Origin of the sequence: Haloferula luteola (genome assembly GCF_014201715.1) — a bacterium.
GTDB lineage: Bacteria > Verrucomicrobiota > Verrucomicrobiia > Verrucomicrobiales > Akkermansiaceae > Haloferula > Haloferula luteola.
Map to the genome: position 1 here is coordinate 312672 of NZ_JACHFD010000001.1, position 15644 is coordinate 328315.

Below are 15644 nucleotides of genomic sequence, written 5' to 3' on the forward strand. Positions count from 1 at the left end.
CTTCCGCCATGAAACGCATCGCGATCACCAGGGCACCACGCCCTGATGGAATCCGCAGCGCAGCGGAGCCTATGCCACCTGCATCCGCAAAGCGCCCCATTCAGATGTCCATTCGTTAGACACCTTCGACGATATCGAAATCGACCTTACCTTCCTTGATGCGGGACTTCCTTGTGAATCAGGACGAAGATCACGATTGCCTCCCCCCATCGAGAACCGTCATTTTCAACTCATAGAGCCACCGGCCGCAAGGGAGCAGGCACGGGGCCCCACGGCAAGCTTCCTGCACAAGCGGGCAGAAATTCTCCCGTGAGTGCCGCGATCTGACAAACCCTTCCTCGTTTCGCTGCCTGATGCCATGTCCGACGATCTCGACATCCTCAAATCCGCCCACCCCTCCGGCGGGCTCGTCTCCTCACAGCTTCTACCCTTGGTGTATGATGAACTTCGCAGCCTTGCCGCCCGGCAAATGGCCCGCGAGCGCGCCCACCAGACCCTTCAACCCACCGCCCTCGTGCATGAAGCATGGCTCAAACTTGGCCATGAGGATCTCGCCTGGAATGACCGTGAACACTTCTTCAGAGCCGCAGCCCAAGCGATGCGGCGAATCCTCGTGGATCGCGTACGTGAAAAGTCGGCCCTCAAACGTGGCGAAGGGATCCCCCTCCTCGACCTCGATCAACTCGACATCGCGGCCACGGGTGAAGACGAGCGGATCCTGCAAATCGATGAAGCCCTCACCATCTTAGAAAAAGATGACCCCGATGTCGCCCGCGTCGTTTCGCTAAAATTCTTCGGCGGTCTCACCAACAAAGAAATCGCCAAAATGGACGGAGTGAGTGAGCGAACCATCGAACGGCACTGGGCCTATGCCAAGGCCCGACTCCTCCTTTTCATTCGCGATGCCCACTGACCTTGACCCCTCCATCCCTCTTGAGCGTTTGCTCTTCGAGGCGGCAGCGGGATTCTCGACCCACGAAGAACGCCGACGATTTCTCGATCACACCACGGCTGGCGATCCCGATCTGCGAGCTCGTCTGGAAACCCTCCTCGCCGTTCAAGAGGAGGCCGACTCCTTCTTTGAATTCCGTCCCCACGAAGGGGCCACCCGAGCCGAATCGCTGGAGGCCACCGATCTCGACATCGGCGTGGGTCGTTACCGACTCATCGAACGCCTCGGCGAGGGGGGCTGCGGAGTCGTCTATCGCGCCGAACAACTGGAACCCGTCAACCGGGAGGTCGCGATCAAGATCCTCCGCGTCGGTCTCGAATCTCCTGAAGGAAGGGCGCGTCTTCGCGCGGAAAGCCAAGCTCTCGCCTCCCTAGCCCATCCTCACATTGCCAGGATTCTGGATGCCGATTCATTCCCCGATGGCCGTCCCTATCTCGTGATGGAGTGCGTTCATGGTACGGCGCTTACCGAATTTTGCCGTCTCCATCATCTCCCCTTGCAGTCACGGCTCGAACTCTTTGTCAAAATCTGTCGCGCCCTTCAGCACGCCCATCAACGAGGCGTAGTTCATCGCGACCTCAAACCCTCCAATTTGCTGGTCGAGCTTCACGACTCGGTGGCGGTACCAAGAGTCATCGACTTTGGCCTCGCCCTGGAACTCGATTCTCGGCCATCCGATGGTCGCGATCTGTTTCTCGGCACTCCTTCTTACATGAGCCCCGAACAGGCCTCGGAGAGTCCGCTGCACGATACTCGCAGCGACCTTTTTAGCCTGGGAGTCATCCTGAGTGAACTCATCGCTGGCCCCCCACGACATCTCCCGGAGTCTCTCGGCAATCAAGACATCAAGACGATTCGACTCGCCATCCAACAAGCGCGCGCCTGGCTCCCCTCCAAGACTTTGGCCCACCTGACTCCGGAACAACGCGCCGATTGGGCGAATCTCCTCGGCCTCAAGGAATCCACCTTGATCGCGGCCTGTCATCACGAACTCGACTGGCTGGTGGCCAAGGCGACTCAGCACGATCCCTCCTTACGCTATGAATCCGCCTCGGACCTCGCATCCGATGTCCAACGTTGGCTCGACCATGAACCCGTGCGGGCACGCCCCCACTCTCAGCGCTATCGATGGCGCAAACTCATCCGCAAGCATCGGGTCGGATTCTCAGCAGGGGCCTTGGCACTGGCTGGTTTGATTGCAGGTCTGGGTGTGGCCACCGTCCTCTTCTTTCGGGAAAAATCCGCCCGCTCCCTGGCCGAGCGAGCCCTCGCGTCCGAAGCCCAACTACGGCAACGTGCGGAGATCCGATCGCGTGTCGCCGAAGCTGCCGTAAGGGTCCATTACCACGATTGGACCGAAGCATCCCGATGGCTCTCCGGCATTCCCGTCGAACAAACCCCACCCTCTCTTGAAGCGGTTCACACCAACCGGGCGGTAGCCGAATGGCACCTCCGAGCCGGCCGCCAGCAACAAGCCGATGAACGCTTCCTTGCCATGGCCGTCGCCTTGGCGCGCGTCGATCCCACCGATACCGAGACCGTCTCGATGGATCTCCTGCCCGGTGCCACCGCGGTCTGTCGCTCCGGCGATCTTCAACGATACGACTGGTTTCGCCACATCACGCTTCAGCGATTTGCCGACACCCACCAACCCGTCGTCGCGGAACAGGTCCTCAAAGGATCTCTCCTGCGTCCTGCCAATTCAGATCTATTAGATCGCCTCCAACCGCTCGCCATGCGGGTTCAGAATGCCCTTGAAAATCACCAGAGTCGGACTTGGCGCGATCCCGATCTACGGGCCTGGAGTTGCTTCGCTCTCGAACTGCTCCGATTTCGCATGGGGCAGGATGAGGATGCGCGGAATTGGGCGGAACTATGCCTGCAACAGCCCCCGGTCAACCCTACCTGCCCCATTTCAGCGCGCATCGTTTTGTCGATGATTGCCCGCAATCAGGGTCGCAACGAGGAATTCGAGCTGCTCCTCGCCGAAGCCGCTCAGGAAGCGCAGGGACACCTCGACGACATTCGAGAACTGGGAGGCACCCAAAGCGGCTTTTGGTTCGATTGGGTCAACGTCCAACTTTTGCTCGAGGAAGCGAGGACTCACCGCTGATGAGGTCGCTCCGGGTCGGATCCGGATTTTCTGAGCGGAAATGGGCGCGCATCCTATCGACTCTTACGACTCAGAAAAAATTTCCGCATGGAGTGTCGGGTTTCTTCTGGGGATTCCGCTCCTTCCCCTTTGAGGAAGTCCTCTTTCTTCCGAATCCCAGCCATCGGAAGCAGGACAACCACCCAGAAAATCCAGAATTCCAATCCATCCAGAACTCCCAACCCATACCCTATGAAAGGCACCTTTCGGTCCGGCCTCTTGGCCAGCCTCGCGATCTTCGCTCCATCGGTCTACGGCGCCCTGACCCTGACCAACGGAGATTTCAACGCTGCCGGTGACAATCAAGACGATGTCACCAGTTGGTTCGACACGAGCAACGGCACCTTCTGGCAAGGAAGCTGGCAATCCAACAACGCCGGACAAACGCCCAACGGCACCGGCATCGTGATTCTGGGTTCTTATGAATCCGGGGGCATCCAAAACACCACCTCGGCCGATCCCTTGGTCGGAAACTGGATCTATCAATCCATCGGGACTGCCGACCCTGGAACGACCCAGCTCACCGTCAATTTTGACTTCGGGCAACCTGACGACGATCCAGGCGGCCGAACCCTCGGGATCACGGTGGCCATCTATTCCTACGATGGGTCTGGAAGTTTCACACCTGACGAGAACGCGAGCCTCTACACGGCATCTCTCGATTCCGGAACCACGGGCATAACCTTGCTGGATTCTTCCAGCTTCTCGTTCGGTCCGACGACGTCCGCAGACGACATGATTAGTTCCTACGAAGCCACGCTTGACCTGTCGTCTGCCGGCAGCCAGCAGCTCTTTCTCAGTTTCAACAATTACCGCCCCGCCAATACGGACTCATGGTCCGTCATTGACAACATTGCGATCACTCCCGTTCCCGAGCCGACCCTCTCTCTGCTGGGAAGCTTGAGTGCTCTGGGGCTTCTGCGTCGACGTCGCGACTGATTTTCACGCCCCCCTCCTTCCCCCGGGCCGTCTTGGAGAACACCAAGACGGCTTTTTTGCTCTCGCCTGACGGATTTGCCATGCGTTCCGGGTTCTTCATGGCAACTCCTATGCTGATCCCTTCTTCCCGCCTCGCCGTCCTCTTCCTCGTTCCCTTCTGTGCCATCACCCGTGCCGAATCGCTTCGATGGACTTGCACGACCGCCACCCAACGTTGGCAGGAAATGCCCGAAATAAAACTGGGTGAATCCCGTGTCTACGCCGATCGCGAAGCGATGCGGGTATTGGTCAACACCAAGCTCACCCACCAGAAAATCGAAGGCTGGGGCGGATGCTTCAATGAGCGAGGGTGGAAAGCGATGGACTCCCTGCGGCCTGCGGATCGAATCGCACTCCTCCACGATCTTTTCGATCCGGACGGAGCGCTCCGACTCGACCTTTGCAGAACTCCGATCGGTGCCAGCGACTATGCGATTGATCTCTATTCACTCAATGAAACGGCCGGCGACACGGAAATGAAGCACTTCAGTCTCAAACGAGACAAGAAATGGCTCATTCCTTTCATCCAAGCCGCACAAGAGATTCAACCCGATCTCAAATTGTGGGCCTCTCCCTGGTCGCCACCCTCGTGGATGAAGGAGAACGGCTCCCTCCACGGTCCCGGGCAGGAAAACCACATCAAGGACGACGCCTCGACCTTCGATGCTCTGGCGCTCTACTTCGCCCGCTATATCGAGGAATATGCGAAGGAAGGCATCACTATCTCCATGGTCATGCCTCAGAATGAGCCCAACATGACCACCAACTACACCTCCTGTCTATGGACGGGCGAGCAAATGGCTCGATTCATCGGGCACCACCTCGGTCCAGTCTTCGAGGAGCGGAAGCTTGCCACGGAAATTTATCTGGGGACCATCAATGATGACGATGATCGAGGAGGCTTTGCGTATTGGGTTGAGCCCTGTTTCTCTGACCAGGCGACTCTCAAATATCTCGCTGGCCTGGGTTGTCAGTGGGACTCCGCTCCGACCATGGCAGAGACCCACCTGTTGCACCCTCGACTTCCGCTCATGCAGACGGAATCCGAATGTGGGAATCACGAAAACGACTGGGGGTTTGCCGAATATCAATTCGGTCTCGCTCAGAAGTGGTTCGAGGCCGGAGCAAGCTCCAACATGATCTGGAACTTAGTGCTCGATGAAACAGGTCTCAGCACGGGCGGCTGGGCTCAGTGCTCGCCCGTGGTGATCGATACCCGCCAACGCACCGTCATCCGCACCCCCTACTTTTATCTCTACCAACATTTCTCCCACTTCATCGAACCAGGCTCCCATCTTGCCCAAGTGGAAGGCGATTGGGGTGACAAGCTGGCGTTCACTCTCCCCGACGGAAAGGCCGTGGTCATCCTCGCCAATCGCTCGGATCAAGACCACCCCGTGACTTTGAACATCGACGGACGACGTACCGATCGGGTGATGCTCCCAGCTCGTTCCTTCAATACCTTCGTCACATCAGGGACTTGAGTCGCCGAGACCGATCAAGGCAACTCAACCGCAAGGCGAAAGAAAGCCGCGCCGTCATCGTCCGGGACCGTCAAGGTCACCCAGTCGTTGGCGTCGGATGGGTCGCGAGCCACCAAGGATGAGGTAAAGTCCGCATCCTCATCGGAACTCCACAACAGCTTCCAGGTTTTCAAATCCCGTGTCCTCCAAACTTGATAAGAAACATCAAGAGCTTGCGCCGAGTGGAGGAAACGAAACTCTGCCGACGCGGGCTCTTCCCAGGCAAACTGGGTGACCGGTTCCGCGTCCTCGCCTATAGGGTCTTGGCTGGAAGCATACGCCATCAGATTACTCAGGCCATCGTGGTTCGGATCTGCGTCCGGTAGCGCCCCAGCCTCGTTTGTCGCATTCTCAAAGTGATCTTGGGCCCAACTCGCGTAGTCCCTGTAGGGAAAGGTATCGGTGATCCCTGCCACCAACCCTAACTCGATGAAACAAATCTTGTTGCGAATCGCTCCCGCTCCGTTCGTGAGGGTCATTCGACCATCCTCGACCGTCACCAACTCTGTGTTTTCGACGAAATACCGAGAGCTCGAAGGTACTCCCCGCACCAAGGTCTCGCCCTCCGCCAACACATGATAGGAACTGTCCGTGTAGCCTGGGTCTCCGCAAACCAGATGCACCTGATAAACCCCATTGGGGACCCCGATCTCCCAGGTATGCGTCTCCGTCGCAGGGGAATTGTACTGCATCTGATTGAGCGTGTCGTAGCGCTCATCGGGTGACTGGGAGAGATTGCGATTGCGATAGAGAAGATTCGCCCCCTCGATCCAACCGTAGCTCCGTCCACTTCCGCGAACCCCGTAAGCTGCCCCGGAATCAACCTCATAACCTGGGTATCCTGCCGAAGCCGCATCCTGGAAGTTCACTTTGATATCCATCACGCCGGGCTCGATGATCACGGGGTAGTTCGTCACCTCTACATGCGAGGCTAAGGAGGCACTCCCCAGCCAAGCCAAGGTATCCAGATCATCGACCGACGTCACCGAGGCGGGCAGCTCCGCTTGCACGATGAGACGCCGTTCCGGTTCGCCCTCCGGCTTTACCCAGAGGGAATAGCGGTGGGCCTGAAGGTCGAATAAAGCACGAAGCCTGTAAACCACTCCCGCCTCGTAGGAAAGATCCACTCTCGAACTTCCCGCCAAAGGCACGATCTTACCGTGTTCCGCCCACTTCACCCCTGCGACAAGGGCCCCTTCGTCCGTCACTCCGTCAGCCGCCCACCCGACCGGAAGATCGACAGCCGTCGTTTCCGGAGTGAAGTCGACCTGAACTTCGAACCGATTCTCCACGGCGGGAACTTCCAGATGCTGCCAAAGACTGGCTGTCTCAAGCCAGTTCACCGGAGTGTACGGAGCCAGGCGAACCTCTTTCCCTCCATGCGTCATCGTGACGAATTGATCCACTTCTACGGTCACCACCTGCGCGCCTTCACGCCGAAGCACGAAATGGCACGGGGCGCTGAAATGAACATCCTCGACCCCATCGTCATCGAGGTCGATCGCCTCTCCCTCTCCACCGGCCATGGTGCCATTGAAAAACTGGTTCCCCGTGACGCGACCAAGCACCGTCGCAAAGCCGTCCTCCTCCACCACATAACTATCTCGCACCGCTGCAGCGGTGGGTTCACCGGCACTTCGCGGGTAGATATAGGTGAGAATGGGACCCTCCCCAGAGCGACTCATCCGAACCGGACGCAAGTCCCCATAACCACTCCGAATGACCGCGGCACTGGCATCGAGCTGATGGTCTTCTCCGAAGGCGATGAAATTCTGCTCATCCATTTCCAATGGATTGGCGGAAGCGGGGATCACGCGCAGCTCATCGAGATTCGCTCCGTCTTGCCCGATCGATGCCACGCGGATCTCATTCGTCGCTCCCGCCAACAACGTGACGGGAAGCTCTACCGAATGCCAATCCGCGAACGAACTCGTGCTGTCAAAAGTCAGCGTCTGGGTCACTCCGTTGACAGTCAAATTCACCGTGCGAGCGGCATTGCCCAATGCGTAGCGAAAGCCGATCACCGTCGGGCCACCGGCCCCACCCTCCACGTTTTCCCACCGGACCTCTCCCCCAGTCGCAGGAAGGTTGGCATAGCCAGTCCCCTTGAATCCGGCATGGTCGGATTCGCTGAGAACGCCACCGGAAAGCACCGCCGACTCGGCCTGATAACTTTGAAAACTACCATTTTGATAGGGAAACGAGGTTGAGGCAACCCCATCCCCTACTGAGGTCACGAGCCGAGTGCGGCCGTCGTATTCCAGCACCGGACAACTGACTCCGAACTCCTGCGTGCCCGAAGTACGAGTCGTTTCCACCAAGGCACCACTCGGCGTCAAAGTAAGCTTCATTTCAAAGCTCGGCCCACTCTGACCGGAAACCGGTTGAAATCTGAGCACACCACGAATCAACAGTGGACTCACCAATTCAGGCGTGAAATTCCCCTCAAACCGGTCCGGCATCGTGCAGAGATTTTTCCACACTCCGTCCTCCAGGAAGGTCGGAGCAAACGAAATCCCCTGTGACAGATCCCAGGTTGCAAACCCATCCGAGGGTCCCAATCGCGAATCCCACCCCACACGACTGAATCGCGGAATTCCCAACTTATGCCACCGGGTCACCCACTCATCCGTCACCGTTCCGCGGGTGCAGATTTGCACCTGCATCCCACCAGCATTGATGAAAACATTATCATACTCTGGATCGAGTTGCACACAATACCCACCGATCTCGGCTGGAACCGGCTGCTCGGGGATCTCACTTTTCCGGGAGGCAAAGGCTTCGGATGTGTGAATCTCCATGTAGCCATTGTAGTTGGTGAGAGCACTATAACCGGCGTAGTTCACCCCCAGGCTTGGATGAAAATGATTTTTCGTCACCGAAAACCAGCCGTCTTCGGACTGAAATCTCCAGGCACTCCCGAAGGCCAGCGCGGCGGCTCGACGGAACTGACCGGCACTCCTCAGGTCTCCTTTCCGCCAGGCAACCTCAGCCATCATCTCGAAGGCATTGCCATACACCACGTCATTCCACGTGTGGGCTCCCGATCGCCCACCTGCCGGGGCCTCTCCCGAGGCCCCCATGAACAGCAGATCAGAGGTAACGCTCCGCTCGATGACCTCTCTCATGTCATCCGCCGAGGCCCCCGTGTAGCCATTTTCTAGGAGATCGAGATAGTTTCCTGCCGCGGCACCACTGTAGGCGAACGTCTCCGGATCACAGGTGTCGTCGTGGTAGATATCGAAATAAGGGCTGGCTTCATACTCGTCGCGATCTCGACGAAATCGACTGCGCTGCTTCTCGTTCCACTTCGCTTCGATCCAATCGACCCCTTGGGTGATCCGGCCATCCTTGTGGCGCAGCCACTCCCCCTTGGAAGCGTAGGTGAGCCAATTGATGTCATACGCTTCACGCATGAATGAGGTCCGAGGAGTCGACATGCGGTTTTCCCAGGTGGCGATGCGAGCCGCGGTAAGTTCGGCGGGAAACTTACCCGCCTGCTGCATCGACCGGAAAAGAACCAAACCCTTCATGATCGGCGCGCTCACAAACTCCCCGTGGCTTTGAGGTACGGTATTGCTCGCCACCTCTTGGGTCGCCCGGTCCATGGCCAAGGCCCCTTGGGTGATCAACTCGGGCGCCCGCCCTTCCGAAAGGACGGTTGCCGCCGCAAACGCAAAATAAGGCGTCGAATACTGCCACTCTTGTGCCTTGTAAGGATCGATGATCGCCCCTGTTCCGGAATCCTGATAGACGGCCATGGCACGTACGATGTCTTCGACCTTATCCAGCAAATCATCTGCAGGCTGATCCACCGGTGTCCAGGGCCGTGCAGTGAGGTGCCACTTCAACTCCGGGAGGGTTTCCGGCAACGACTGCGCCGATGCGGTGGGAACCGCGAGCAACAAGGCCCACCGGTAGCTTCGATTGAAAGAACGGAACGCGAAAAAGGCGAAGGATGACGACATGTGGGGTTGGGGCAAAGCTCCCGAAATCGAGTGTTCACCACCGGCCCAAGACCGGCAGCCGCTCAAGAAATCAACCGAGCAAAAATCGTGAAAATCGACAACCCCACGAACGGAGGGACCTCGCGCGCGCCCAAGAGTTCCCCAACATTGCGTATATTGGGCATTTCCCTCTGGTCCGGAAGGCACCACACTCTTCCCAATGCCCCGTCTGAGTGCCCAGATTGCCAGCACCCTTGAAGTCGAAATTCTTTCCGGAAGCCTGCCTTCGGGTTCTCGCCTGCCTTCGGAAGAAAAGCTCAGCGAGCGATTCGCTGCGAGCCGAACCGTGATTCGCGAAGCCATTCAGCAGCTCCGAGGTCGCGGATTGCTGATCTCCCGCAAGGGATCGGGCACCTTCATTGCCGATCCTTCACTCGAGAATCTAGGAACGGCCTTCGAAGCCTATTCAGTCCTCGCGGATACCCCAGACTTCCTCGAACTGATCGACTTTCGGATTCTCATCGAAAGCGAATGCGCCCGCCTGGCCGCGCCCCACGCCGGCGAACGGCATCTTCAACGGATGCGTCAGGCCATCGACCGCATGGAGCAAGCCCGCGGAAACCAAGCGCTCTTCAGCCGCGCCGATATCGCCTTCCACGTGGCCATCGCCGATGCATCGCGAAACAAACTCTACGCGGCGATGCTCGGAGCTCTCGAAAAGACCTGCATCGACTTCGCCCAAACCAATCGCGCAGAGAGCGACTGGTATGGGGAAGTCATCGAGCAGCACCGAGGCATCCTCGCCGCCATCGAAACCGGACGGCCCGATCAGGCGGCAGACGCCATGCGCCGCCACCTGCTCTCGTCACGACGCCACTTTGTCGACCTTACGACCGAGCCGAAGGCATCCACCCCCGGTTGACAAACCCATTGAGGATTCGAGTCACTGAGCCGAGGCCATCGGCGACCACCTGCGCATAATCGCGCCCATCTCGGGTATCGACACCATGCCCGGGATCAAGTTTCCGCAGCGCTTCCAGTGCGGCATCTTCGTGATGGAAGACCTCCACGAACACCTGACGAAGCTCCCCCGTCTGCGCAGCGGCGGCTAGCAAAGCGGCGGACCAACCATCGTCGGTCGCCAAGCAGCCACGGGTGGTCTTTGAGGAGGCGTGCATCACCCCGAGACCACCGCCGGCGGCAATTTCTCGGATCAACGCCTCATTCTCAGGGATCTCCAGCGCCGAATCCCCACAGTGGGCCGCGTCGACCAGACAACGGAAGAACCGACGCCCCAAGGCCTCATTGGCGGCTTTGACGAAGACCCATAGCCGTCCGACATCCGTGAAAGTGGTGAATTCCCCGGGACGGAGAAACTCGACGTCAAAAGCTTCGATGCAGGATCCCTCCAATCCCGCTTCCCGATAGACGCGAAGATGCAATTTCACCAACTGCGCGACTGCTTCTTCGAAAGCCACACCTTCTTTCCGCTCAGCACCCTGCTGCATCCACAACTCGACCGAGGTGGCGGAGACATGAGTCACTCCATTGCGCTTGGCCGCCTCCAATGGGACCCGCAACTGACCAAGTGCTGCTTCTTCATCGGCGGGATCCATCGGATCCACCCCGCCCATCATGATCACCAAATGGACCGCCAGCCCCAAACCCTGGAGCTCAGAAATCATCTGATCCCATTCGCTTTCCAAGGTCCCTGAAAACACAGGAATCTGTACTCCCGTTACCTGAACCGGAGATTTTGCCAACACGGCCTCCGTTGCTTCCACCACTCGCAGCTTTCCACCCTCTGAGCGCGGCAATCGGCCGTCCTCCTCAGGGACCAAGGAGCCGACAAACTTCTCCTGGGTACAAACAAAACCCAGCTCAACGGGAGCTTTCAATTCGATCGAATGCGACATGATGGTGGAACTTCGGGAGAATCCTACGCCGGGTGAAGTACGAATCTGTCCATACGGCGAAATCGTCTCAGGCTCCGGCAGGGATTGATGCTTCCGCTTGGCCCACGGATCGCTATGAAAGGCGCATGCTCCATGTTTCTGAACATCCGCTGATTCACTCCGAGCTCACCCGTCTGCGCGAACGTTCGTGCCCGGGACCCGAGTTCCGCCAGCGGGTTCGCCGGATTGCGTCTCTCATGGTGGCCTCCGTCACCGCCCGTCTGCCGACCCAGGTGGTGCCATGTGAAACTCCGCTGGAACTGACCAGTGGCGTTTCTCTGCAAAGACCCATCGTTCTCGCCCCCATTCTCCGCGCAGGGATCGGTTTTCTCGATGGCTTCCTCGACCTTCTGCCCGACGCTCGAGTTGCCCATATCGGCCTTGCTCGCAACGAAAGCACCTTGGTTCCGGAGCCCTATTATTTCAAGGCTCCCGCTGGATTGGAGAACTCCGAAGTCATCGTCCTCGATCCCATGCTCGCTACAGGGGGATCGGCCATCGAGGCCATCCGTACCCTGCAAGACGCAGGTGCTCACCACGTCTCCCTGGCAGTCTTGGTCGCCTCCCCCGAAGGAGTGGAGGCCATGGAGGCGGCATTGCCCCATGTGCCGGTATTCGCCGCAGCACTCGACCGCTGCCTCAATGAAAAAGGCTACATCCTCCCCGGCTTGGGAGACGCTGGAGATCGCCTCTTCGGAACCTGATCCTTCAAGGATGCTCCTCAAGAAAGGTTCTGACCTCTCTCTGCTCGGCAGCTGGCAAAGCTTGAAGCCATTGCTCGGAAGCCTCCGGATCGTTCAACATCCAATTGCGGACCAAGTTCTGCTGCGCCCAGCTTCGCCCCTGGCCTGGCGGCAAGGAGTTGACCCATTGACTTGCCGCTACCGGATCATCGTTCACCCACTGCACTGCAAGCTTTGCTGCCTGAATGGGGATGTTCTGATTCTCTTCGTCCGCCAACGACAATTGATCGCGAATCACCTCCCCAGTCAGATTGGGTCCAAGTCGATGCCCGTTTTCCATCAAACCCTTGGCAACCTTACTCCTCTGCTCCTCGGGAAGATGTCGGTAGCCCTCAAGAAAGGCCGTTTGCTTTTCAGAATCCCAAGATCGAAGAGTCTCGAACATCGAATATCCGATCTTCCCTTCTGCCGCCGCTGCGAACCACTCGTCAGGACCATTGGGTTTGAAATCCCTTTGTTCCTCCGACATTTCCACCAAGTCCGTCCGATTTTTCACCAGAGCCATTTCTTCCTCGGAAAATCCACTCAGAAGCGTCGACTGCTGATCCGCCGGAATCAGATGCGCCCAGTTCGCCAACACATTGCGCCTTTCGTTTAGAGAAAAGTCCGACTCCCGCAGCATTCGAATGCCCTCTTCGATGTTCTCGCGGCCCAGGTAATTCAACGCCCTTGCCCTTAGTCGGTTGGCACTTTGATGACTGACCCCCAGCCCCTCCAGATCCATTTGAAACCAGGCTCCTGCATTTTTCGCGTTGACCACCGAATAGGGATTCTCGGCGATTCCTTGGATCCAGTTCGGAGGAAGTTGATCGATTTCTTCCAGAAGTCGATCGCCCTTTCCTTCGAAATCCAACCGTGTGAAAACCTTCCAACCATCTTCGCGCCCGATCAGATCCTGAAGCCCTTCGTGAAAAGACTCCTGGAGTTTCCGCGCTGTTAGCTGATCTTCGAGCTTTCTCGCAAATTTCGCAGGGAGTTTTGACATCAACCCTTCCGCCAAAGTGGGGTCGGCAGCAATGATCGCCCGCAGCGCTGCCTCGAGCCGATATTCTTGGGTTCCGTTCGAGCCCCACAGCGAACTACCCTCGCTGAACATTTCTTGGATGCGGAGAGCCACCATGGCAGGATCACGCTTCGCCAACGATTCAAGATGCTGCAGCTCCATCGTCGGGTCGGGATGTTCACGAAAGTAGTCGATCAGGCGAGCTGGGTCCGATTGAGCCCATTCCGAGAAAACATCCCAAGCACTCCCCCCTCCCTGCCGAATCTTCCACAGTTGAAACCCCTCTGGATCCTCCCTCTGCCATCGCTTCTCGGCGAGTTTGTTGAAAAATGACAGATTGTAGTCGTCGACATGCTCGAACCATCGGCCCTCTAACCACTTCGCCAATTCTTCCAAACTGAGAGACTCGACGAGAGCATAGGTCGCCCGCAATTGCTCGGATTGGGTAGGCAACGCACGAATCGCAGCAACCTGAATGCGCGCAGGAGATGGGGTACTCTCTCGATTCGAAATGCGGGCCGGACGGCTTGGGTTTGCCGATGCTGATGCCTCCGTTTTGGGCTCGTCAAACGGGCTCTGCGATGGCGCAGCCATGCTCCAGCCAAGGGAGAACAAGGCGACCACCGTCACCCCCAAACCTCCCCAAACCCACGGTGAAATCTGAGTTGGCTCGCTCATGGATTCAAAATCGATTGGATCGCTTTCACTTCCTCCGGATTCAGGTCTGCCGACTCAGCCCATTCTCGAGCTCTCTCAGGGGATTCCGAAAACCACTCCCGAAAACTCCACTGAATCTGAGTCTTCAGCTGAGGTTCGCGGAGAATCCACTCCATTCTTTCTTCCTGCATCCCTTCCTCCCTTAACTCCTCGACCAAGACAACGGTCGCCTGAGTTCGGGCGTGTGAGGGCTCCTCCCCGGCAACCCACTCTGAGAACCCATAGAGATCTTGTTCTGCCCACTGCCTGGCAACGAGGCTCACCGTACTTCCCTGCCCAAATGGAGACTTCTGATCGGTGGCGTTCGTTGCCCTCGCCGCGGCATCCTTCGCCAAATCCATCGTCCGGCCGGCGTCGGTGGCCACCAAGAGAGATAGGTAGTTCTGGACTGCTCCATTCCCTCCTGAATACCCCGAGTGATTGCCAGTGATCACTTCATTCGACCTTTCTATAGCCCGGAAGGGCTGCGCGAAAAGTTTCACCGCCGCTTCGAATGCCTTCTCGGGATCCTTTTGAATCCATTGCTCCCCTGTCTGGCATAATCTCTCGATCGCAATCTTGGGCGCTTCGGTGGCCAGCGCTTTCTCCAGGGCAGCGTCAGGATCCGATTCCATCAGCTGCTTGAATACGACTTCATCGAAAGCCCGACGATACCGGCCTGCCGGCATCTGCTCCCCCATTCGCTCAAGAAGATCGGGATGAGAGAGGCTCACCGTATGGATGAACGTTTCGATCGTGGCGCCGCTGTAGTTCATCTCATTTCCAGATTTCGACAAAATCCAGTCGAACGCCGCCCAAGGATCTTTTCTGACGAGGCTCTTAAACATCCTCACGTCTGCCGGCCTTCCTTGATCGGCGAGAAAATCCAAAATCGATTCAGGATCGGCAGCATCGTCCCATTTCACCAAGCCACGGATGGCCATCTCCCGATTCTCTTCAGGGATTTTGTCGAAATGCTCCATCAGCCACTTCGCGTGAAACTCCCCGATGCCCCAAGCCACATTGTTGATCCGGTCAGGATGATTGGCGAGGGCCTCTCGAAGTGCAGCATCCGGATCGTGACACGCCCATGCCCACCAGGCGTAGTGCTCGTCGGAGGTTCCCTCGGCCGCTGCAATCGCCCCATCGGTATCCTCGGCCGTCCAACGAATGAAGATGAGATCACTGACCTCGTTGTTGCGGTTTTCCCGATTCCGATAGGCCTCCCAATAGCTCGCGATTTCCTCGGCGTCGGCCCCTGCGATCCACAAGGCAAAGCGCTCAAACTCCTCGCCGGGATCCACGCGGAGGATGCTTTCCAAATCGTCGGAAGATCGCGGCACTCCCAGCTGCCGCATCGATGGGCGGGCCCGATTCTCTCCTTCAGCAGGGTTCCCAACTTCTGAAATCAGCCCCGTCCCCTCTCCTTCCTCACGTCCATCGACCGAGGCCCATGACGAGCGTTCGTTCCCTAAAGTCAGTCTCCGGACGCCCCATCCGGCACCCATTGCCAGAGAGCCAACGAGGCCAAAAATCATCCATACACGGGTCTTCATCGCCAATGGGATCCCAAAATTGCGGGATCTTGCGTATCCTGCTGCGATCTTCCCCCCCACTGTCAATGGGATTCGAATCTTGATCAAGATCTCCAAAGGACTTCCCTGAAATCTCCCGATTCTTTCGCCTTGCCAAGCT

General features: G+C 57.9%; 10 protein-coding genes. 6 read left to right on the forward strand and 4 right to left on the reverse strand.

The window, feature by feature from the left end; translation table 11 throughout:
- Positions 1–358: 358 nt before the first annotated feature.
- From HNR46_RS01355 to HNR46_RS01370, 4 genes are all read left to right on the forward strand, one after another.
- A complete protein-coding gene (locus tag HNR46_RS01355) occupies positions 359–913 on the forward strand; it encodes an ECF-type sigma factor (RefSeq protein WP_184015059.1) in 555 nt (184 codons plus the stop codon).
- Positions 903–3065, forward strand: a complete 2163-nt coding sequence (locus HNR46_RS01360) for a serine/threonine-protein kinase (RefSeq protein WP_184015061.1) — start codon at positions 903–905, stop codon at positions 3063–3065. The genes HNR46_RS01355 and HNR46_RS01360 overlap by 11 nt, the downstream gene beginning before the upstream one ends.
- 231 nt (positions 3066–3296) lie before the next feature.
- Positions 3297–4043, forward strand: coding sequence for a hypothetical protein (locus HNR46_RS01365; RefSeq protein ID WP_184015063.1), 747 nt, complete (start codon positions 3297–3299; stop codon positions 4041–4043).
- 110 nt (positions 4044–4153) lie between these two features.
- Positions 4154–5566 carry a glycoside hydrolase family 30 protein gene (locus tag HNR46_RS01370; protein WP_184015065.1) on the forward strand — a complete coding sequence of 471 codons (1413 nt, stop codon included), beginning with the start codon at positions 4154–4156 and terminating at the stop codon, positions 5564–5566.
- A gap of 14 nt (positions 5567–5580) precedes the next feature.
- Here the strand turns inward: HNR46_RS01370 and HNR46_RS01375 are convergent, their stop codons facing one another.
- Positions 5581–9573 carry a carbohydrate-binding protein gene (locus HNR46_RS01375; protein WP_184015067.1) on the reverse strand — a complete coding sequence of 1331 codons (3993 nt, stop codon included), beginning with the start codon at positions 9571–9573 and terminating at the stop codon, positions 5581–5583.
- Positions 9574–9772: 199 nt separating this feature from the next.
- Between HNR46_RS01375 and HNR46_RS01380 the strand changes: the two genes are divergently transcribed.
- Positions 9773–10474, forward strand: a complete 702-nt coding sequence (locus HNR46_RS01380) for a FadR/GntR family transcriptional regulator (protein ID WP_184015069.1) — start codon at positions 9773–9775, stop codon at positions 10472–10474.
- Here the strand turns inward: HNR46_RS01380 and HNR46_RS01385 are convergent.
- Positions 10440–11468 carry a hypothetical protein gene (locus HNR46_RS01385; RefSeq protein WP_184015071.1) on the reverse strand — a complete coding sequence of 343 codons (1029 nt, stop codon included), beginning with the start codon at positions 11466–11468 and terminating at the stop codon, positions 10440–10442. The genes HNR46_RS01380 and HNR46_RS01385 overlap by 35 nt on opposite strands.
- Before the next feature lie 125 nt (positions 11469–11593).
- Between HNR46_RS01385 and upp the strand changes: the two genes are divergently transcribed.
- Entirely contained in the window at positions 11594–12211 is a 618-nt protein-coding gene (upp, locus tag HNR46_RS01390) for a uracil phosphoribosyltransferase (RefSeq protein ID WP_184015299.1), read from the forward strand.
- Between the two features lie 4 nt (positions 12212–12215).
- On the opposite strand, the gene HNR46_RS01395 is transcribed toward upp, so the two are convergent.
- Positions 12216–13931 carry a hypothetical protein gene (locus tag HNR46_RS01395; RefSeq protein WP_184015072.1) on the reverse strand — a complete coding sequence of 572 codons (1716 nt, stop codon included), beginning with the start codon at positions 13929–13931 and terminating at the stop codon, positions 12216–12218.
- Entirely contained in the window at positions 13928–15505 is a 1578-nt protein-coding gene (locus HNR46_RS01400) for a hypothetical protein (RefSeq protein WP_184015074.1), read from the reverse strand. The genes HNR46_RS01395 and HNR46_RS01400 overlap by 4 nt, the downstream gene beginning before the upstream one ends.
- Positions 15506–15644: the final 139 nt, after the last annotated feature.